The sequence below is a fragment of the Cryobacterium sp. TMT2-10 genome, from assembly GCF_004403075.1.
GTDB lineage: Bacteria > Actinomycetota > Actinomycetes > Actinomycetales > Microbacteriaceae > Cryobacterium > Cryobacterium shii.
In genome coordinates, this window is sequence record NZ_SOGW01000058.1 from 16100 (window position 1) to 35236 (window position 19137).

The 19137-nt window shown below is 67.5% G+C and carries 19 protein-coding genes; 5 read left to right on the forward strand and 14 right to left on the reverse strand.

Annotated features, from left to right (window positions below):
- Window positions 1–49 precede the first annotated feature (49 nt).
- The gene (locus tag E3T37_RS06610) at window positions 50–1372 is read left to right on the forward strand and encodes a nicotinate phosphoribosyltransferase (protein WP_134366019.1); all 1323 of its coding nucleotides are present in this window, start codon (window positions 50–52) and stop codon (window positions 1370–1372) included.
- Between the two features lie 65 nt (window positions 1373–1437).
- Here E3T37_RS06610 and E3T37_RS06615 read toward each other — a convergent pair whose 3' ends face one another.
- The 3 genes from E3T37_RS06615 to E3T37_RS17330 are packed head-to-tail and all read right to left on the reverse strand — an operon-like array spanning window position 1438 to window position 4901.
- A complete protein-coding gene (locus E3T37_RS06615) occupies window positions 1438–1731 on the reverse strand; it encodes a DUF3039 domain-containing protein (RefSeq protein WP_134366020.1) in 294 nt (97 codons plus the stop codon).
- A gap of 48 nt (window positions 1732–1779) precedes the next feature.
- Window positions 1780–3354 carry a hypothetical protein gene (locus E3T37_RS06620; RefSeq protein ID WP_241994544.1) on the reverse strand — a complete coding sequence of 525 codons (1575 nt, stop codon included), beginning with the start codon at window positions 3352–3354 and terminating at the stop codon, window positions 1780–1782.
- Window positions 3330–4901 carry an ABC transporter ATP-binding protein gene (locus E3T37_RS17330; RefSeq protein WP_241981010.1) on the reverse strand — a complete coding sequence of 524 codons (1572 nt, stop codon included), beginning with the start codon at window positions 4899–4901 and terminating at the stop codon, window positions 3330–3332. Before E3T37_RS17330 ends, E3T37_RS06620 begins: the two co-directional genes overlap by 25 nt.
- Before the next feature lie 369 nt (window positions 4902–5270).
- On the opposite strand from E3T37_RS17330, the gene E3T37_RS06630 reads away from it, so the two are divergent.
- The 3 genes from E3T37_RS06630 to E3T37_RS06640 are packed head-to-tail and all read left to right on the forward strand — an operon-like array spanning window position 5271 to window position 7569.
- Window positions 5271–5963: an NTP transferase domain-containing protein gene (locus E3T37_RS06630; protein ID WP_134366022.1), complete on the forward strand. Its 693-nt coding sequence runs from the start codon at window positions 5271–5273 to the stop codon at window positions 5961–5963.
- 59 nt (window positions 5964–6022) lie between these two features.
- Entirely contained in the window at window positions 6023–6823 is an 801-nt protein-coding gene (locus tag E3T37_RS06635; protein ID WP_241975892.1) for an ABC transporter permease, read from the forward strand.
- The gene (locus E3T37_RS06640) at window positions 6823–7569 is read left to right on the forward strand and encodes an ABC transporter ATP-binding protein (protein ID WP_134366023.1); all 747 of its coding nucleotides are present in this window, start codon (window positions 6823–6825) and stop codon (window positions 7567–7569) included. Before E3T37_RS06635 ends, E3T37_RS06640 begins: the two co-directional genes overlap by 1 nt.
- Here the strand turns inward: E3T37_RS06640 and E3T37_RS16765 are convergent.
- A complete protein-coding gene (locus E3T37_RS16765) occupies window positions 7556–7861 on the reverse strand; it encodes a helix-turn-helix domain-containing protein (RefSeq protein WP_160141025.1) in 306 nt (101 codons plus the stop codon). The two genes, E3T37_RS06640 and E3T37_RS16765, sit on opposite strands and share 14 nt — an antisense overlap.
- Before the next feature lie 88 nt (window positions 7862–7949).
- On the opposite strand from E3T37_RS16765, the gene E3T37_RS06650 reads away from it, so the two are divergent.
- Window positions 7950–8858 (forward strand): hypothetical protein, encoded by a 909-nt coding sequence (locus tag E3T37_RS06650; protein WP_241975893.1) that lies wholly within the window; start codon window positions 7950–7952, stop codon window positions 8856–8858.
- Window positions 8859–8900: 42 nt separating this feature from the next.
- Here E3T37_RS06650 and E3T37_RS06655 read toward each other — a convergent pair whose 3' ends face one another.
- The 10 genes from E3T37_RS06655 to E3T37_RS17025 form a co-directional block, all read right to left on the reverse strand.
- Entirely contained in the window at window positions 8901–10118 is a 1218-nt protein-coding gene (locus E3T37_RS06655) for an acetyl-CoA C-acetyltransferase (protein ID WP_174776151.1), read from the reverse strand.
- Entirely contained in the window at window positions 10115–10795 is a 681-nt protein-coding gene (locus tag E3T37_RS06660) for a 3-oxoacid CoA-transferase subunit B (protein WP_134366025.1), read from the reverse strand. The genes E3T37_RS06655 and E3T37_RS06660 overlap by 4 nt, the downstream gene beginning before the upstream one ends.
- Window positions 10795–11502, reverse strand: a complete 708-nt coding sequence (locus E3T37_RS06665; protein WP_134366026.1) for a CoA-transferase — start codon at window positions 11500–11502, stop codon at window positions 10795–10797. Before E3T37_RS06665 ends, E3T37_RS06660 begins: the two co-directional genes overlap by 1 nt.
- A gap of 72 nt (window positions 11503–11574) precedes the next feature.
- A complete protein-coding gene (locus tag E3T37_RS06670; RefSeq protein WP_174776150.1) occupies window positions 11575–12876 on the reverse strand; it encodes a hypothetical protein in 1302 nt (433 codons plus the stop codon).
- A 75-nt stretch (window positions 12877–12951) separates the two neighbouring features.
- Entirely contained in the window at window positions 12952–13851 is a 900-nt protein-coding gene (locus E3T37_RS06675; protein ID WP_134366027.1) for a glycosyltransferase family 2 protein, read from the reverse strand.
- Complete coding sequence (locus E3T37_RS06680; protein WP_134366028.1) at window positions 13838–14650, reverse strand: CDP-alcohol phosphatidyltransferase family protein; 813 nt, start codon at window positions 14648–14650, stop codon at window positions 13838–13840. Before E3T37_RS06680 ends, E3T37_RS06675 begins: the two co-directional genes overlap by 14 nt.
- Entirely contained in the window at window positions 14647–15708 is a 1062-nt protein-coding gene (locus E3T37_RS06685; RefSeq protein WP_241975894.1) for a glycosyltransferase family 2 protein, read from the reverse strand. Before E3T37_RS06685 ends, E3T37_RS06680 begins: the two co-directional genes overlap by 4 nt.
- A gap of 197 nt (window positions 15709–15905) precedes the next feature.
- Window positions 15906–17564 carry a S1C family serine protease gene (locus E3T37_RS06690; protein WP_134366029.1) on the reverse strand — a complete coding sequence of 553 codons (1659 nt, stop codon included), beginning with the start codon at window positions 17562–17564 and terminating at the stop codon, window positions 15906–15908.
- A 120-nt stretch (window positions 17565–17684) separates the two neighbouring features.
- Entirely contained in the window at window positions 17685–18233 is a 549-nt protein-coding gene (locus E3T37_RS06695; RefSeq protein ID WP_134366030.1) for a hypothetical protein, read from the reverse strand.
- 302 nt (window positions 18234–18535) lie between these two features.
- A complete protein-coding gene (locus E3T37_RS17025; protein WP_174776149.1) occupies window positions 18536–19111 on the reverse strand; it encodes a hypothetical protein in 576 nt (191 codons plus the stop codon).
- Between the last annotated feature and the right edge of the window lie 26 nt (window positions 19112–19137).

Below are 19137 nucleotides of genomic sequence, written 5' to 3' on the forward strand. Positions count from 1 at the left end.
GCCGAACTCTTTGACGAGGCCGAGTCAGGCCGAGGGATAGGCTTTCCGAGTGACCGAATCCTCAGCGTTCCGCACCGACCGTTACGAGCTCACGATGGTGGATGCCGCGATCCAGAGCGGCACCGCCGATAGGGAGTGCCAGTTCGAGGCCTTCGCACGCCGACTGCCCTCCGGCCGCCGCTACGGCATCGTGGCCGGCACCGGCAGGTTGCTCGAACTGATCCGTTCGTTCCGGTTCGAGGATGCCGAGCTCACCTGGCTGCGTGACAATAAGGTGGTTCGCGAGCCCACCCTCGACTGGCTCGCGAACTACGCCTTCCGAGGCAACATCTGGGGCTACCAGGAGGGCGAGGCGTACTTTCCCGGCTCCCCCCTGGTCACGGTCGACGGCAGCTTCGCCGAGTGCGTGATCCTCGAGACCCTCATCCTCAGCGTGCTCAACTACGACAGTTCCGTGGCCAGCGCGGCCGCGCGGATGGTGTCGGTGAGTCTGGGCAGGCCCCTGGCCGAGATGGGATCGAGGCGCACGGGCGAGTACTCCGCCGTGGCCGCCGCCCGTGCCGCCTACATCGCCGGGTTCGCCTCGACCAGCAACCTCGAAGCCGGACGCAGCTGGGGTGTGCCCACGATGGGCACGGCCGCCCACTCCTTCACCCTCCTCCACGACAGCGAGGAAGACGCCTTCCGCGCGCAAGTGGCCGCTTTCGGCCCGGCGACGACGCTGCTGGTGGACACCTTCGACGTCGAGAAGGGCATCCGGCTGGCGGTCGACGTGGCCGGCCCGGAGCTCGGGTCCATCCGCATCGATTCCGGCGACCTGCCGACCGTGGCCGCGAGCGCCCGCGCCCGGCTGGACTCGCTCGGCGCCGTCAACACCCGCATCACGGTCACCAGCGACCTCGACGAGTACTCCATCGCGGCGCTGTCCGCATCGCCCGTCGACGCTTTCGGGGTGGGCACCTCGGTCGTGACCGGATCCGGGTCCCCCGCGGCGGGCATGGTCTACAAGCTGGTGGCCCACCGGGACGACGCCGGTGAATGGGTCTCGGTCGCCAAGACGTCTCCCGCGAAGATCTCGGTCGGCGGGCGCAAGCGGTCCGTGCGGCAACTCGACGCGGCGGGGATCGCCCGCGCCGAGGTCGTCCTGATCGGCGAGGATCCGGCGGATGCCGCCCCGCCCGCCGAGCCGGAGGGGCGGGACCGCGTACTGCTCGTGCCGCTGGTGACCGCCGGCGTGTTCGACGACCGCTACCTCGGAACGGCCGGAACGTTGCTCGCCCGCGCCCACCACGCATCCGTCATGCAGGAACTGCCGATGGAAGCGTTCCGCCTGGGGCGCGGAGACCCCGTTCTGCCGACCCTGTACCGCTAGAACCGTACCGCTAGGGCCCTACCGCTCCGCCAGGGCCGTACCGCCGCACGGTCAGCGCTTGGGGGTCAGGAGGCCTTCATCTTCTCGTAGATCGCCTTGCAGGTCGGGCAGACCGGGAACTTCTCCGGGTCGCGTCCCGGCAGCCACTTCTTGCCGCACAGTGCCTTCACCGGCTTGCCGGAGATGGCGGACTCGAGGATCTTGTCCTTGGGCACGTAGTGCGAGAAACGTTCGTGGTCGCCCGGCTCGATTTGCTCCCGGTTGAGGAGTTCTTCGAGTTCGCGGTCCAGCGTGGATGTGCCGCCGCCGGCGCCGGGGCTGCCGGGTTCTGCGATGCTCGCACGGAAGTCTTCAGTCATGCCTGACATTCTAGGCAACCCCGCTCGGAAACGGCAGGGAGCACCGGGTCAGGCGCGGATTGCTGAGGCGAGCATCTCCGGGCCCCGTCGATCAAACGCCCGCGAGCCCAGCCAGACCCCGAGAGTCAGGGTCAGGATGCCCACGCCCACGCCCAGCAGGAGGGCCGGCAGATGCCAGATCGGGCTGACGAAGACCCCCAGCAGTCCGCAGGCGATGGCCGGGAGGGACAGGGCGATCGAGCCGGCGAACGTCAGGGACTGGATCAAGGCCGCCGGAGTATCCGATGCCTGCGGCTGGGAGAAGGGGCTGTCTCCGGGTTTCGTCGCCGGGTACGGGAACCGCGCTGAGGCGTAACTCGAGAAGCCAAGCCCGGTCAGCAGGATGCACGTGCTCACTCCCAGCACCGAAGGCAGGGCGGTCCAGTCGCCGTAGACGGAAATGCTGATCGCCGACCCGATGCCGATCAGGGGGATGCCCACCATCAGGGCCGGAACGAGGCGGCCGAGCCGGTCGGATAAACCGCGGGTGCCGGAAGCCACGTGCAGCCAGACGGCGGTGTGGTCGAAGGCCACGTCGTTGTGCAGCGTCCAGCCCAGGAAGACGCTCATCAGGGGCACCGGGAGCAGTGCGAGGTAGGACAGGGGGATCCCGGCGAAGTTCAACGGGATGATCACGAGCACCGGGATGATCGGAATCATGATCAGCGACATCCAGTACCGCGAGTCGCGGCGCCAGTAGGTGAGGCTGCGGGCGGCGATGGCGCCGACGGGCGTGTGCGGCATGCGGTCGAACCACCCGAGACCGCCGTACTGACGAGCCGGGGCTTCCCGACCCGGCGTGACCAGCATCCGGGCGACGAGGCCCTGCCACGCCTGCCACAGCACGTAGACCGTCGCCAGTGCCACGAGGAGCTTCAGGAAAGCCGTGCCCCAGGAACCCGTCGCCGCGTCTCCCGGAACGGCCCAGGCCGCGCCCAGCGGCGTCCAGCCGAGAATCGCGGACAGCCCTCCGAGCAGGTCGAGGCCGTACTGTTCCCAGTCGAAGTTGAGGGCCAGGAGCACGACGGGCGCGATCATGACCAGCACCAGCACGCCGATGATTCCGGTGAACTCGCGCGACCGGCGGGTCGCCAGCAGGAATGCGGCCAGGGACGTGCTGACCCGCGACGCCAGCATGCACGTGGCCAGCAGCACAACGGCGGACACCAGGGCCAGGAGTGTCTCGAGGATGCCCCGCGACCAGGTCACGACGGTGCCGAGAAGAACCAGAGCCAGTACGAACGCGGGCACCCCGATGACCGAGGACACCGCCAGTCCGAGCGACAGCTGCCGATTCGGAATGCCCATGATCGCGAACTTGCGCGGGTCCATCGCGTCGTCGACGCCGAACACGAGCGGGACCAGCAGGAAGCCGAGCATGACGAATGCCCCGCAGACGACCATGCCGTCGCGGATGGCCTCGACGTCACCGGTGAATCGCAGCCCCACCAGCAGAACCAGAAGGCCCAGCGCTAGGACGAGCCCGTACAAAAGCCCGATCGCGATGCCCACGATCTGCCAGGGGCTGCGCCGGAAGAGATTGGCGAGCAGACGGAGTCTCAGTCCGAGAAACTGTGCAACCACTCCATGCCCTCCGCCACTTTGCGACCGCCGGCCAGTTCGATGAACCGTTCCTCGAGCGTCGACTCACCGCGCACCTCGTCAACGGTGCCGGACGCCAGAACGGCACCCTGCACGATGATGGCCACATGGTCACAGACCCGCTGGATCATGTCCATACCGTGACTGGAGAGCACGACCGTGCCCCCGCTGGCCACGTACTTCTGCAGGATCTCGGTGACGTTGACGGCCGAGACCGGGTCCACGGATTCGAACGGTTCATCGAGTACCAGCAAGCGTGGCGAGTGGATCATGGCGCAGGCCAGGGCGATCTTCTTCGTCATACCGGCCGAGTAGTCGGCGACCAGCCGGTTGAGAGCCTCCTCCAGCCCGAAGGCCACGGCCAGGTCCGCCGAACGCTTCCGCACCGTCACGGCATCGAGCCCGCGCAGAACTCCGGAGTAGTAGATGAGCTGGGCGCCGGTCAGCCGGTCGAACAGCCGCAACCGGTCAGGAAGCACTCCGATCAGGCGCTTGGCTGCGATCGGACTCCCCCAGACGTCGATCCCGTTGATCGTCACTGAGCCTTCATCCGGCCGCAGCAGGCCGGTGATCATGGACAGCGTCGTGGTCTTGCCGGCGCCGTTGGGCCCGACGATCCCATAGAACGATCCGGTCCGCACCTCGAGGTCGACCCCCGCCACGGCGACGGTCTGGCCGAAGCTCTTCCGCAGGCCGCTCACGGCCAGGACGATCGGCGCCGCAGGGTCTGTGGGCGCGACCGGTGCGACCGCGGACTTCCGGGGCGTGCGGTTGGATGCGGGACGCTTCGGCTCCGCGACGACTGGCTCAACGACGACGGACTCAACGACGACGGACTCAACGGCATGGGGGTCGGCAACAGGTTCAACGACGGGTTCGACGCGAACGGGTGCCACCGCGACCAGCGGCACGTCCGCGGCGAGGGGCACATCCGCCACCTCGAGTGCAAGCGGCACGTCCGCGACAAACGGCACTCCGTCGACGACGGATGCCGCGGCCCCGGCCGACGAGTCGTCGCCGCTTCCGGCAGGCTCCGGAACCAGCCGACCGGTCGACGCCTGGAGCGCAGCCGCGCGAACGGCTGCAGCCTTCGCCGCACTGGCCTTGGCGGCGCTGGCTTTGGCTGCGCTGGCCTTCGCCGAGCTGGTCTTGGTGGCCGTGGCCTTGGCCGCGCCGGCCCGTGCCACGCCCGATTTCACGGCGGACTCCGACTTCGCCGCCGCCGTGCGGGCGGCGGTCGCCCTTGCCGCGGCCGTCCGGGCGGACGGTGTCCGGGGAGTGGCCGCCGGGGCGGAGGAGACGGCTTCGCCCGCCGCCGACTCGCGGGCGGGAGTCGACGCCCCGACGGCCTTCGTGGGCCTGGCCCTGGCCACCGGCTTCTTCGGCGCGGTGAGCGCGGAAGCGGGAGCGGAATCGGCACCGAGATCCGCCGCGGCTGCCCTGGCGGAGGCGGTGGTGGGGCGCGCTGTGGCCGGACGGGGGGTACCCGGCGTGCGCGCCGGGGCCGTTCTGACCGTGGATTTACGCACCGGCATCTTGCGCACAGGCAGGGTCGCCGTGGCCTCTGATTCAGCGGAAACCTGCCTCGGTACTGCAGTCCTCGGCTCGCGGGGCTCGGAATTGGGGGGCACGTCAGTCACCTCGCTAACCTACCAAGGACCGTCTGACACCGCAGGTTTGGGGGGTCAGCCAAAGACACATTCTGCGGTGCCCGGGACACCGGTCGGGTCACGAAAGCAACACGTTACGAGCATGCTCTTCCCCCGGATATGGCCCTTAAGGTATTCTGAAGCGGGCATAACGGTGTGTCTATACGTGACCTTATGGGTGAACCCTAGACAAACTCTGTCCCACTACGAGTGTTGTCTCGGTCCCAAAACTTTTTGAAGGAGACAATCGTGACCACTCAGGTAGTCATTCTGGCAGCAGGCATGGGCAGCAGACTCGGCCGTTCGCTCCCGAAGCCGCTCACCGAACTCAACGACGGTCGAACGATCATGCAGCAGCAGTTCGACAACATCGGGCACGCCTTCGGCAAGAAGGCCAAGGTCACCATCGTCGTCGGCTACAAGCTCGAGCACATCATCGAGGCCTTCCCGCAGGCATCCTTCGTCTACAACGAAGAATACGACCAGACGAACACGTCGAAGAGCCTGATGCGTGCCCTGCAGGCCTCCACCACCGGCGGAGTGCTGTGGATGAACGGCGACGTCGTCTTCGACCCCGCCATCCTCGATCGCGCCGCCGCCATGGTGGCTCGCGACCAGTCCTTCGTGACCGTCAACACCTCCAAGGTGTCCGACGAAGAGGTCAAGTACACGACCAGCGCCGAGGGCTACATCAAGGAACTGTCGAAGACCGTCAAGGGCGGCCTCGGCGAAGCCGTCGGCATCAACTACATCTCCAGCGCCTACAAGGCCGTTCTGCTTCACCACCTGACGAAGGTGGGCGACCAGGACTACTTCGAGCGCGGCATCGAACTTGCCATCGAGAAGAACAACCTGCTGGTCGAACCGCTCGACATCTCCGACTTCTATGCCGTCGAGGTCGACTTCGCCGAGGATCTCGAGCGGGCCAACCTGTTCGTCTAGGCCTGTTCCTCCAGGCGTTGGCACCTGGGGCCGCGTCTTGCGGCCCTACGATAGAGCGCGTGAGTAGTTACGCGGAAGTGCGCCCTGAGCAGCGCACGTCTTCCGCCCGATATCGTCATTCCCTCTGGTTGCTCACTCAGCGGGACCTGCGCGTGCGGTATTCGACGTCGCTGCTCGGCTACTTCTGGTCAATCCTCGACCCGCTCGTGATGGCCGGGATCTACTGGTTCGTTTTCACGCAGGTCTTCCAGCGCGGCGTGGGCAACGAGCCGTACATCGTGTTCCTCCTCGCCGCCCTGCTGCCCTGGATGTGGTTCAACGGCACGGTCTCCGACTGCACCCGGGCGTTCCTTCGGGAAGCAAAGCTCATCCGGTCGACGAGGATCCCCCGCACGATCTGGGTCAACCGGCTGGTTCTCTCCAAGGGGATCGAGTTCCTGGCGTCCATTCCGGTACTGGTGCTGTTCGCGGTCTTCTCCGGCGCGCAGATCAACCTCGACGCCGTCTTCTTCCCGCTGGCCATCCTGATCCAGGCGGTGCTGACTGTCGGGGTGGGCCTCATCGTCGCTCCGCTGGTGGTCTTCTTCCGCGATCTGGAGCGCGCCGTCAAGCTCGTGCTGCGTTTCCTCTTCTACGCCTCCCCGATCATCTACGGCACCACCGACCTACCGGAACAACTGCAGTTCTGGGCGGCATTCAACCCGCTCAGCGGCATCTTCAGCCTGTATCGCGCAGCGTTCTTCCCTGGGCAGCTCAACTGGGCCGTCGTCGGTGTCAGCGCCGCAATGTCGCTTGCGCTGCTCCTGGGCGGGCTCGTTGTCTTCACGCGCACGGAGCGCGCAGTCTTGAAGGAGATCTAGTGCCGGCACCGGTGATCACCCTGACGGGGGTCGGCATCCGTTTTCGACGCAATCGGCGCGGCCGCCGCACGTTCAAGGACATGTTCGCCGGCAGCAAGCGGCGGATCCGCCCAGGCGAGTTCTGGGCGCTGCGGAACGTGTCCTTCTCCGTGCAGCGCGGCGAGGCGATCGGCGTGGTCGGTCGCAACGGCCAGGGCAAGTCCACCCTCCTGAAACTCGTCACCGGCGTCGTGCTGCCCGACGAGGGCACCGTGCACGTGACGGAGGGCGTCGCCCCGCTGATCGAGATCACCGGCGGGTTCGTCGACGACCTGAGCGTGCGCGACAATGTGTACCTCACAGCGGGCCTGCACGGCATGACGAAAAAGCAGATCAACGTGCGCTTTGACGAGATCATCGAATTCGCCGAGATCGCCGATTTCGTCGACACGCCCTATAAGCACCTGTCCAGCGGGATGAAGGTGCGCATCGCTTTCGCCGTCATTTCCCGCCTCGAGGAACCGATCCTCCTCGTCGACGAGGTACTCGCCGTGGGCGACAAGGCCTTCCGGGAGAAATGCTACCGGCGCATCGAGGAGCTCCTCGCGGGCGGACGGACACTGTTTTTCGTCTCGCACAACGAACGGGACCTACGCCGGTTCTGCACCCGGGGTCTGTACCTGGACAAGGGCAAGCTGGTACTGGATGCGCCCATCGACGAGGTCCTGGCGCTGTACAACACCCAGTACGGCATCAAGTCGGCCTGATCTGGCCCGTCCACGTCGAGCCGGTCGACCGCGTGAGACTGTCGCGTGTGGGCGGCAACTGCTCGGCGCTGAACCCGGTCATCAAATCGCCTGGCTCCAGGCCGAGCACCGTTGCGAGCCGAATCAGCGTGTGAAACGTCGGATTGCCGTGACCGCGGTCGATACGCGCATAATTCGACACGTTGAGCCCGGCCAGGAGCGCCACGGCCTCCTGATTGAGGGCGAGCTGGCGTCGCCGGCGCCGTAACCTCAGTCCGAGGATGCGCGATGCTTCCGATTTCGGGTCAGACATCCTCCCTGTATAGGCGCGCCCGGCGATTCCCACCAGTGGCCCATCTGAGACACGTAAACTCATCGAGAATTCGAAGGAGCGTGCTCTGATGGCCAGAAAGCCACAACCAATGGTGTCGACAACGGGCGGTCTGCCCCAGGGCGGGCAACTGCCGTCCGGAGTCATCGCGGGCTTCGACCGTGTGATGGCGATCCACCGCCCGGCCGTGCTGGCGCACATCCGCGCGATCCGCCGGCGGTCCCCTCACGCGACCCCGGTCGAGATCATCGTCATCCTCGAACGGCGCTATGTCGCCGCCGTCACCACCGGCGGCGCGGCCGTCGGCGCGACAGCGGTCATCCCGGGCGTGACCACCGGCATCACCCTGGCCCTGTCCGGGGTGGAAACGGCCGGCTTCCTCGAAGCGACGGCTCTGTTCACCCAATCGGTGAGCGAGGTGCACGGCATCGCCGTCGCCGACCCGGAACGCGCCCGCGCCCTGGTGATGACGATGATGCTCGGACACGAAGGATCGGAACTCGTGCGCCAGCTGGCCGGCCAGGCCACGGGCAATGGGGCCGCGCGCAACGTCTACTGGGGCGAACTCGTCACCACCAGCCTCCCCCGAGCCATCATGGGGCCGCTGACGGACCGATTGAAGAGCAGCTTCCTCCGGCAGTTCGCGGCCAGGGGCGGGGCCAGCTTCATCGGAAAGGCCCTCCCGTTCGGTGTCGGCGCGATCGTCGGCGGTGCCGGCAACAACATCCTCGGCAAGCGGGTGGTGCAGACCTCGCGGATGGCATTCGGCCTGCCGCCGGCCGGCTTCAGCCCCGACCTCGACCCGAAAATGCCGGATCTCGTCGTGGGCGAAGGCACCGCGGCGCGCCGGATCGCCGTCTTCAACCGCAGGACCCTGTCCGGGCTGTCCGGCCGGCTGTCCCCGCGGCGACGGATGCAGCCCGCGCGAGGTCCACAGGAACCGGCCGGCAATCCCGCGTCCGGCCCAGCCCCCGTGTAGCGAAATCGAAAGGCCTGGCCTGGTCCCGGTCGTGCGCCCCGGTCACACCCGTTCGAAGACGGCGGCCAGGCCCTGGCCACCGCCGATGCACATGGTTTCGAGCAGGAAACGGCCCTCCGTGCGCTGCAGCTGCCGGGTGGCCGTTGCGAGGATCCGCGCGCCGGTGGCGCCCACCGGGTGGCCGAGGGAGATGCCGGAGCCGTTCACGTTGGTGCGGTCCCAGTCGGCGTCGGTGAAGTTCCATTCGCGCGAGACGGCGAGAACCTGCGCGGCGAAGGCCTCGTTGAGCTCGATCAGGTCGATGTCGGCGAGTACGAGCCCGGCGCGTTCAAGTGCCTTCGCGGTGGCGGGCACCGGGCCGAGGCCCATCCGCGACGGGTCGACGCCGGCCCGGGCCCACGACCGGAGACTCACGAGCGGTGTGAGTCCGAGTTCGGCGGCGCGCTCGGGCGTGGTCACGATGCAGGCGGCGGCCGCGTCGTTCTGCCCGCTGGCATTTCCGGCGGTGACAGTGGATGCCGCATCCGTGGTCAGCAGGATGGGGCGCAGGCCGGCGAGGGCCTCACGGCTGGTCGCGCGGGGGGTCTCGTCGGCCGAAACCACAACAGCGCCCTTGCGACCGGGCACGATGACCGGGACGATTTCGTCGAGGAAACGACCGTCTGCGACGGCGGCCAGCGCACGCTGCTGGGAGCGCACGGCGAGTTCGTCCTGTTCGACGCGGTCGATTCCGTAGTCGCGGCGCAGGTTCTCGGCAGTTTCGAGCATGCCGCCGGGAACCGGGAAACGCCGACCGCCGGCGGTCTCTCGGCCGCGGCCGAGTGCGTCGCGCAGCAGCATTCCGGCGGTGCCACCCACGCCCCAGCGGGAATCGACCGTGTAGAACGGGGCCTGGCTCATCACGTCGACGCCGCCGGCGATGGCGAGGTCGCTGGCGCCGGTCTGCACCTGCATGGCGGCGTCGAGGACGGCCTGCAGACCGGAGCCGCAGCGGCGGTCGACCTGCACGCCGCCCACAGTCACCGGCAGGCCCGCGTTGAGGGCAGCGACCCGGGCGACCGGTGCGGCCTCGGCGGACGGGTAGGCCTGGCCGAAGATGACGTCGTCGACGAGCGCGCCGTCGAGGTGGGTGCGTTCGAGCAGCGCGGCGATCACCGCCGCGGCGAGGTCGGCGGGCGCCACGGTCTTGAAAGCTCCGCCGAAACGACCGATGGGGGTGCGGAGCGGTTCGCAGATGACGACCTCGCGCAGCGCGGTCATCCGGCGACCATTTCGGTGAGCAAGGTGCGAATCGTGAGCGGCGGCCCTGGCACGAGCAGCGTCGCCTCGGTGGCGGCCTGGACCTCGGCCACGGTGACGCCCGGCGCGAGTTCGCGCAGCACGAGTCCGGCCGGGCTGACATCGATCACGGCGAGGTCGGTGATGATGCGGGTCGCGACGGCCTTGCCGGTGAGCGGCAGGTCGCAGGCCTTTTTGATCTTGAATTCTCCGGTCTTGGTCAGGTGTTCCATGACGACGAGCACCGTGTCGGCACCGTGCACGAGGTCCATCGCGCCGCCCATGCCCTTGATCATCTTGCCGGGCACGGCCCAGTTTGCGATGTCGCCGACGACAGACACCTGCATGGCGCCGAGCACGGCGACGTCGATCAGGCCGCCGCGGATCATGCCGAAGCTCTGTGCCGAGTCGAAGTAGGCGGCGCCGGGGTTGACGGTGACGGTTTCCTTCCCGGCGTTGATGAGTTTCGGGTCTTCCTCGCCCTCCCAGGGGTACGGGCCGACGCCGAGCACACCGTTTTCGGAGTGCAGAACCACGTGCACACCGTCCGGCAGAAAGTTGGGGATGAGTGTCGGCAGGCCGATACCGAGATTGACGTAGGAGTCGGGGGCAAGTTCCTGGGCGGCCCGGGCGGCCATCTCGTTGCGGGTGAGGGCCATCAGTTCGCTCCGGTCTCGTCCGGGGGTGAATGCGCCACGGCGGATGCCGACGGCCGTGGCCGCGTCGTCGTCTTCTCGATCGGCAGATCGGCGGCGTCCACCGCGCCGAGCTGCACGATGCGGTTCACATAAATCCCGGCGAGGTGCACCTGGTCGGGGTCGATCTCACCCGGTTCGACCAGTTCGTCGACCTCGGCAATGGTGATGCGACCGGCCATGCCGGCGACCGGGTTGAAGTTGCGGGCCGATTTCTCGAACACGAGGTTGCCGTGCCGGTCGCCCTTGGCCGCGCGCCCGAGGGTGTAGTCGGTGACGATGGCCTCTTCGAGCACGTACTCCTTCTCCCCGCCGCGCAGGGAGGAGAAGGTGCGGGTCTGCTTGGGCGGGGACGACACCGTCACCTCGCCATCCGGCCCGTAGCGCCAGGGCAGGCCCCACAGCTTCATGCCGAGCGAGTACTGTCCGTTGTCGTGCTTGGTCAGGCCGCCCCAACCAACCCACTCCGCGACCAGCCGGTGCGTGGTCGAAAGCGGCAGGCCGGCCCGCTGGGCGATGGCCGTCAGCGTCAGGGTGAGAGAGGTCGCCCCGGCGGGCGCGGTGAACGCGTCGAGAATGGCGAAGAGTCGGGCCGCGACGGAACGATTGTCGACGGCGACCGGGGCCGACAGCCCGTCCGCCGCCGTTGTGTGCGCTGGTTTTCCGCTCATACCCCGACACGCTAGCGCGATCCACCGACAACTTCCACTGGATGGAAGTCCAGGGTGCTGCCGGCACGCAGACTAGAGAAGCTCGATGTCCGGGCCGTCGTCCGCTGACAGAGATCCCTGCGCCGACGACGCCTCGATGTGGTCGGTGCGCGGGTTGGCCGTGTCGAAACGATCCCACTCGTTCATCAGGTGTTGCACGGCGACGTGGAAGCGCTCCGTCGCGACCCCGGGATTCGTGTCGCCGAAGTAGCGCTGCACCCAGACCGTGAGCCTGGCTTCCGCCGCATCGTCGTGGGTGAGCTCGTCCAGGACCGCAACGATATTCCCGGTCTGGCCGTCGAACAGCCACTCGCAGTCCGAGAGATAGCCGCTCGAGTCGATCTGCGCGCTCGGGTCTGCCGGGCGGGTCACCATCAGAGCCTTGCCCGTGGCAAGCCGGTCGTAGACCATGGCGGAGATGTCGACGATCGCGATATCCGCTGCCGACAATTGCCAGCCCAGTTCGGGGCCCGAATCGTAGATGTGTCCGGCGGACGCGTCTCGCTCGTTCGCGGCCGCGATGGCAGCAATGATCTGCTTGTTGGCCGCGCCGTATGCGCTGTCCACGACGCCGCTACGCGGGTGAGGACGGTAGATGACCCGGTGACGCCCGGAGGCGAGGAGAGCCGCGACGAGGTCGACACCGTGCGTGGCGATGGAGCCGTATGCGGCGGACGGGCGGTCCCCCTCCCAGGTCGGTGCGTACAACACGACCTGGCGCTCGTCGGGGGCGATGGCCGTGGTCCCGGAGTAGTGGTCGGCCTGCGGACGCCCGATCCTGATGGCCCGCTTGTCGAAGTCGTAGTCCCAGAGCACCTTGCCGAGACGGGCGAGGGCGGCCTCCCCCGCGACGAAGGCGTAGTCGTAGGCCTTGATCTGGTTGGTCACCATGTACATCTTGTCGCTCTCACCATGGTTGATGAAAACGTGCCAGCAGCGACCGTAACGCATCATCTGGAAGTTGCGTGAGTTCTGGTTGACGTAGAACACGATGCGGATATCCTGCTCGGCCAGCACACGCTCAAGGTCGGCGACCCGCCTCACGTAGGCCACCGGCACCGGGGATTCGTCGATCAGGGGAAGGGCTCCCGCTCCGTTGCGACTGAGCACGAGCACCGGCCAGGTCTCGGCGAGCTTCGCGAGGGGTTTGTACCACTGGCGCATCTGGTAGAGGTTGACCGGGCCGTCGGCGAAGTAGACGGCGATCTTGAAGTGCCGCCCCGGCAGCGGCTCCCGCGTGGCCAGGCGGCCGTTCAGCAGTCGCTGTGCCCTGCGGGACGCCGTGACGTCCTTGACCAGCTTGAATCCAAGCCTGACGTCTCGTTGTATACCCACGGGTCAAGAGTACCTTTCGATGCCGATTCGACGATGCCGCCTGGCCCCCGAACGGGACCGATAGCAGGCGGATCGTTAGACGACGGGAGGGCGCCCGGCCAGGGACATCCGCCATACCGTGCGTGCGCGGAGGGGGCGTCGCCCGCCCGGGGATGTGGCCCAGCCTTCGCGGAATCCACCCAGCCAGGCCCGGAGGGCGGTGGGGTTGCGGGCCCAGCGGACCAGTTGGATCAGCAGCCAGGACCCGGCGTACACGGGGATCAGGGGCGCCGGAAGATTGCGGCGGGCGAGCCACACGCGGTTGCGCGCGTTGAGGCGGTAGTAGTCGGCATGCCGGGTCGGCTGGATCACCGGGTGGTTCGCCACGAGGTTCCCGGCGTACCAGGCGCGGAAGCCCTGGTCCCAGACCCGCCACGCCAGTTCGATGCCCTCGTGCGCGTAGAAGTAGGGTTCCCCCCAGCCGCCCGTGGCGTCGAAGACGGCCCGAGGAAGGAGCACGGCGCCTTCCCAGACCGAGAAGACGTTGCTCGACGCGGTGGCCTCGCCCTTGCGAATGCGCGGAATCCACCGCCTCGGTGACGCGATCCCGGCGGGATCGACGACCCGGGGCTGCAGCAGGCCGATGGTGCGGTCTGCCCTCAGCATCCCGATGGCGTCGACCAGGAATAGGGGGTCGGGAATGCTCGCATCGTCGTCGAGGAAGAAGAGGTACTCCCCCGCGACCTGCGAAACCCCGCGATTGCGCCCCGCCGGAATGCCCAGGTTCGTGGGCAGCCCCAGAGCCTTGACTCCGGAGGGCAGCCCGGTCGGCTGCCATCCGTTGCCGACGCACACGATGTCGAGGCGAACGTCCTGCTGCAGGAGCAGGCTCCGGATGCCGCGCTCGAGATCGTCCGGCCGGGTGCCCTGGGTGAGCACCACCACTCCGACCGTCGGCAGGGTGGAGTCGACGGGCGAGGCGCTAGGACCGGACACGCTTGGACGCCATGATGGCCACGAAATGGCCCACCAGCGAAATGAAGGCCAGCGGGACCAGGGTGGCCAGCAGCACGCGGTCGACCACGGGCTCGCCGATGAGTGTGCCGATGACCGCGGAGGCGAATATCAGGATGGTGAGTTCGACCGAATGGTAGAGGCGGTGGAACGGCAGGAACCGGGCCAGCCTGCGGGCCTTGGCGATCAGGCTCGAGGTGGGGGTCTGCTCGTGTTTCCGGTCGGCGAGCTTGGTGAGTCCGGCGTTCGCGCGAGCCACATGCACCATGTCGTTGAGCGCCTTGTTCAGCACGATGATCAGCGCGAGAAGCAGTGCGAGGGTGGTCCACAGGAAGTCGGCCGGGGCCTCGAACGGGTAGAACGCGGCCCGGATGCCCAGGGCGATGGGGATGAGCGCCTCGGTCGTGTAGTGCCCGACCTTGTCCAGGAACACTCCGGCCGGTGAAGACTGCCGGCGCCAGCGGGCGACCTCCCCGTCGGAGCAGTCGACCAGCATCTGCAACTGGCCGAGGAGGAGCGCCAGCAGCGCGCCCCAGATGCCGGGGATGAGCAGTGCGGCAGCGGTGGACCAGCCGACCAGGATCATCAGCCCGGTGACGCCGTTCGCCGAGATGCTGGTCTTCAGCAGCATCCAGGTCAAATACGGGGAGATATCGCGCAGATAGAGCGATGCCGTCCAGTGCTCGGCATTCGCGCGCAACCTCACCTCGGGCGGCTGCGCCACCTCACGCAACTCCGCGATCGAGGAGGGTCGAGTCGCCGCTGGCGTCCCTGACGTCATAGTTGCCTCCCGGTGTGGGCCGTGATGTTGGTGGTGAGTTTCAGGTATCCGAGCAGGAATCCGATGCCCCAGCAGAAGTGAATGCACGGCAAGACTACGAGAAACCACAGCGCGGCACGAAACCCGTCCGGTCGCGTGACGGCAACCGTGGCCGCTGCGACGATGAGCAGGTAGGCGACGGGCACGAGCAATCCGAGGAGCAGCCACGGCGCCCCTCCGGTCAGGAGCTGCACCAGGCCACCCAGACCGGCGAGCAGGGCGAGCACGACGCCCAGCACCATCACGGGCGGGGCGAAGTAGCGGATGCCGTTGGATTCCGGGTACCGCCGGGCGAGCTCTCCACGCCACAGGCCGGTGGACACCATCTGCCGGGCCAGGCGGGACAGGCTCGGGCGCGGGCGGTAGACCACCCGGAGCCGGGGCGTGAACCAGACCGTGCCGCCCTGCTCCCGCAGGCGCCGGTTGAGCTCCCAGTCCTGACCCCGTTTGATGCCCTCGTCGAAGAGGCCGACGCGCACGATGCTGTCCATTCGGAAACAGCCCAGGTACACGGTTTCGGCGGGCCCTTCGGGGCCGCCGACGTGGAGCGGCGTTCCCCCAAGGCCGATCTTCGTGCCGTAGGCCCGTGCGACGGCCTTTTGGAACGGGCTCTCGCCCTGGGCGTCCATGACGCCGCCCACATTGTCGGCGCCGGTGCGCTCGAGCGTCTCGACGGCGATCCGGGCGTAGTCCGGGGGCAGGACTGAGTGGGCGTCCACGCGGATCACGACGGGATAGCTCGAGGCCCGGATGGCGATGTTGAGGCCGGCCGGGGTCGACCCGATTTCATTCGCCACGATCCGGATGCGCGGATCGACAGCGACCATTTCCTCGACCAGTTCGGTGGTGCCGTCGATGCTCGGACCGAGGGCTACGGTGACCTCGAACGGCCCCGTGTAGTCCTGGCGGAGGAGGCTGGTCACGGCGGCCCGAACGTGCGTCACATCGTTCAGCACCGGCATCACATAGGAAACCCCGAGCAGGGACGTGCCTCCGGCAGAGGGCTCCTGGCTGATCATATTTCCATTCTTCTGGAGGGATGTCCGAGCCTACCAGCCGTGCCTTTCCGGCCCGCATCGGGCCGATTCCCGCCCGTCCGGGTGCGCGTCAGACGCGGCGCGGGGCCCGGCGCGGGCGCGGCGCGGACAGCAAAAAGAGCTGCGCCGCCGGTGCATGACCGGCGGCGCAGCTCTTCGTTCGCTGGAAGGAGCGGGGGCTAGCTGGAGAGGGCACCCACCGTGACGGAGACGGTGACGGACTTGCCGTCACGCACGTAGGTCAGTTTGGCTTCGTCGCCAGCCGCGAGGGCGCGCACCTGGGCGGTGAGGTCGTTCGCGTCGGTGATGGGCACGCCGTTGAAGTTCGTGACGACGTCACCCTTCTGGAGGCCGGCCTTCTGCGCCGCCCCACCGGAGGACACCTCACTGATCAGGGCCCCCACGGTGTCGCTCTGGCCGGTTCCGGCCGCGCTGGTGACACTCGCGCCGAGCAGGCCGTGCGTGGCCGTGCCGTTCTTGATCAGTTCCTCGGACACGCGCTTGGCGAGGTTGGACGGGATCGAGAACCCGACTCCGATGTTGCCGGCGGCGGACGAGGACGATCCGCCCGCGTTGGCGATGGCCACGTTGATGCCGATGAGCTCGCCCTTGGCGTTGAGGAGGGCTCCACCGGAGTTGCCGGGGTTGATGGCGGCATCCGTCTGGATGACCGACAACGAGATGCTGCCGCTGGTGGTGGGCGCCTGCTCCTGGCTGCCGTTCTTGTCGGGCAGATCGAAGAAGAAGGGGCTCTGCTGGTCGTTGGGGGCGGTGTTGTCCTGCGTATCCGGTGCGGCCGAGGAGGCGATCGAGATGCTCCGGTTGAGCGCGCTGACGATTCCGTCGGTGACTGTGCCGGACAGGCCGAGCGGGGCTCCGATGGCGATGGTCGTGTCGCCGACGTTGAGCTTGCTGGAGTCGGCCCAGTCGATCGGAGTGAGGCCTTTCGCGTCGGTGAGCTTCACCACGGCGAGGTCGGAAACCGGGTCGGTGCCGACAATGGTGGCCGCGTAGAGCTTGCCGTCGTTGCCGGTGACCTGGAGGGTCGCGTCGGCGGCCGCGCCGTCGAGGGTGACGACGTGCGTGTTCGTGAGCACGTAGCCGTCCTGGGTCAGCACCACACCTGAACCGGTTCCCCCGGAGCTGCCGCTGCTCGCGTCGATGGTCACGACGCTGGGCGAGGCCTTGGCCGCGACCGCGGTGATCTGGTTGACGCTGTCGGTGTTGTTGACCACGACGCTCTGCGGGCCCGTGGCCTGGTCGGCCGGGATGCCGCTGCTCTGGTTGGTGAGCACGAACGCGGTGACTCCGGCGCCGGAGGCGCCGCCGAGGAGCGCGCCGATGGCGAGGGCGGCGATCAGGGCGATGCTGCCCTTGCTTCGCTGCTGGTCCTTCTGGGGAATCCCCCCGGCCTGCTGGTTCGGGTAGCCGTTTTCGTGGGCGTAGGTCTGCGGAGCCCCGTTCGGCGCGTAGTTCGGGGTGGAACCGGCCCCACCTGGCAGCGGACGCCCGAACGCATCGGTGGCGTAGGCGAGGGTGGGCTGGGCGACAGTCGCTGCGCCGGCAGGCGCGGCGGCTGGCCCTGCTGCGGCAGTCGCTGCGGCAGGCGCTGCGGCAGGCGTGGATGCGGGCTGGATGACCTCGGTCGACTGGTCATCGGCGGCTCGGCCCGGCGTCGAGGCCGGAACAGTGGGGCCGGCGGCGGGTTCTGCGGAGGACGAAGAAGTCGTGGAGGCATCCGTCGCCGACGTTGTTTCGCCGACGGAGTTCACTTCGAACGGAACTGAGCCATGCGGGTGATCGGGCGTCTTGCCGGGTTCCTGGGTGTTGTCGGTCATTGGGTGCTCCTTCCAAGCGATGTCAGCTTCGCTCCCGAACCTGAGCGAAAGGTATGTGGAGGCTGGGAGCATTCAATGATGAGGCCGTGACCTTGCCCTGCTTCTCGGCACCGCACGCGCTCAGCAGCCCGGTCCCGCGGGAGTGCGGCTGCATTCGCGATCGACGAGCACGGTTCTGGCGTCGCCGATTACCACGCTGATCGGGCTTCCCGCTACCGGGAGCGTCCCCTGCACCCCGCGCCAGTCTCGGCCGGCAAACCGGTACTCGGCGGAGTAGACAACAACCACGCTCACGGAGTGAACCCCGGATTTTCGGAATTCGTGACTGGTGGGCGTGTCGGAGAATTCGGGCTGGCCCAGGTCCGCCCAGGTGGCTCCACCGGAGGGCGAATCCAAGGTCGAGCCGTCACCGAAGTTCCAGCGGTAGCCGACCGGGGTGAAACGCACCTCGGCCGGAAAATCGAGCAGCAGTCCTGACCGACCGTGCACGGATGCCGCGGCGATGAAGTTCGCCGGAAGCCCGATCACGCTCCACCCGTCCGGCTCCATGCTCTGGGTGGGTTCCGCCGGCTTGAAGTTGACCAGGTCGCTGAATCGAACGACGAGGTTCGGATCGCAGGGAGCTCCCGGATCGCAGACAACCGTGAAACCGTCCCGCACGACGACCACAGAGGGGGAGGTCGGCGCTGCCCCCGGTTGGCCGCCGGGGCCTGTGCCGGGGCCTGTGCCGGGGCCTGTGCCGGATTCGGCGTCAGATCCGCTGTCTGATCCGGCGTCGCCGCCGGCTCCGTTCGCGCTGCCGGATTGATCTCCCCCGCCGCCGCTGTCATAACCGGCAGACAGGTCGACCCCGCCGTCGTTGATGGCGCCGGTTGCCGAAACATCACAACCACCACCAAACCTGTCGATGCTCGAACAGGCAATGGCTGGAAATATTCCAAGCGATGAGAATACGATTCCAAGTGCGAGGCCTATTGCAAACAGAAATCTCGTCCTGACCATACCTTTTCCTCACTGATCAGGAGCGCTGATGGGTTTGATGCCCGCGAGAGAAGAACAATCTGGAGTGGGATTCTGTTTGGTCGCACCGCCGGCGTGACGTCCGCGCCCGAAATGTCATGCAGCCGAACATTCGTTACATCTGAACAGAGGTAGACCTCAACGCGAGCCATCCCGGGACCGAGAGTCTCGTGGCCAACAAGCGACACCGTGTCGAAGCTCGCATTGCCCTGGCTGACTTGTCCTGATTCGTGGAATTTCTGGAATCCATTCTCAAGAGCTGGGTAGTAATCGACTGTTACGAAAGGCTCGATCCGCTCTGGATTAGTTCCTCCCGTTGCAGCGATCTCCGCCGTCATACTGTCATAGGCCGCATAGGCCTCCGTTGCCGCGGCGAGAGCGTCGGCGTCGGAGGCGAAGACGGGGGCATCCGTTGTGGCGGTTGCGGATGGTTTCGGGGTGGGCGTCGGCGCGCAACCGGCGAGCGCCGGGCCTCCGAGGAGCACCAGGGCGCTGAGGGTGAGCAGTGCGCGCGTCACGGTCCGCATGCGGCCACGTTAGGGCACCGAGCGCG

Coding starts and splice junctions, on each gene's coding strand:
- E3T37_RS06660 (WP_134366025.1), bottom strand. CDS start 10,795: ATGGCCCTCACCCGCAACGAGATGGCCGCCCGGGCCGCCCAGGAACTT.
- E3T37_RS06665 (WP_134366026.1), bottom strand. CDS start 11,502: ATGAGCGGAAAACCAGCGCACACAACGGCGGCGGACGGGCTGTCGGCC.
- E3T37_RS06680 (WP_134366028.1), bottom strand. CDS start 14,650: ATGACGTCAGGGACGCCAGCGGCGACTCGACCCTCCTCGATCGCGGAG.
- E3T37_RS06615 (WP_134366020.1), bottom strand. CDS start 1,731: ATGACTGAAGACTTCCGTGCGAGCATCGCAGAACCCGGCAGCCCCGGC.
- E3T37_RS06690 (WP_134366029.1), bottom strand. CDS start 17,564: ATGACCGACAACACCCAGGAACCCGGCAAGACGCCCGATCACCCGCAT.
- E3T37_RS17025 (WP_174776149.1), bottom strand. CDS start 19,111: ATGCGGACCGTGACGCGCGCACTGCTCACCCTCAGCGCCCTGGTGCTC.
- E3T37_RS16765 (WP_160141025.1), bottom strand. CDS start 7,861: ATGTCTGACCCGAAATCGGAAGCATCGCGCATCCTCGGACTGAGGTTA.
- E3T37_RS06655 (WP_174776151.1), bottom strand. CDS start 10,118: ATGACCGCGCTGCGCGAGGTCGTCATCTGCGAACCGCTCCGCACCCCC.
- E3T37_RS06650 (WP_241975893.1), top strand. CDS start 7,950: ATGGCCAGAAAGCCACAACCAATGGTGTCGACAACGGGCGGTCTGCCC.
- E3T37_RS06685 (WP_241975894.1), bottom strand. CDS start 15,708: ATGATCAGCCAGGAGCCCTCTGCCGGAGGCACGTCCCTGCTCGGGGTT.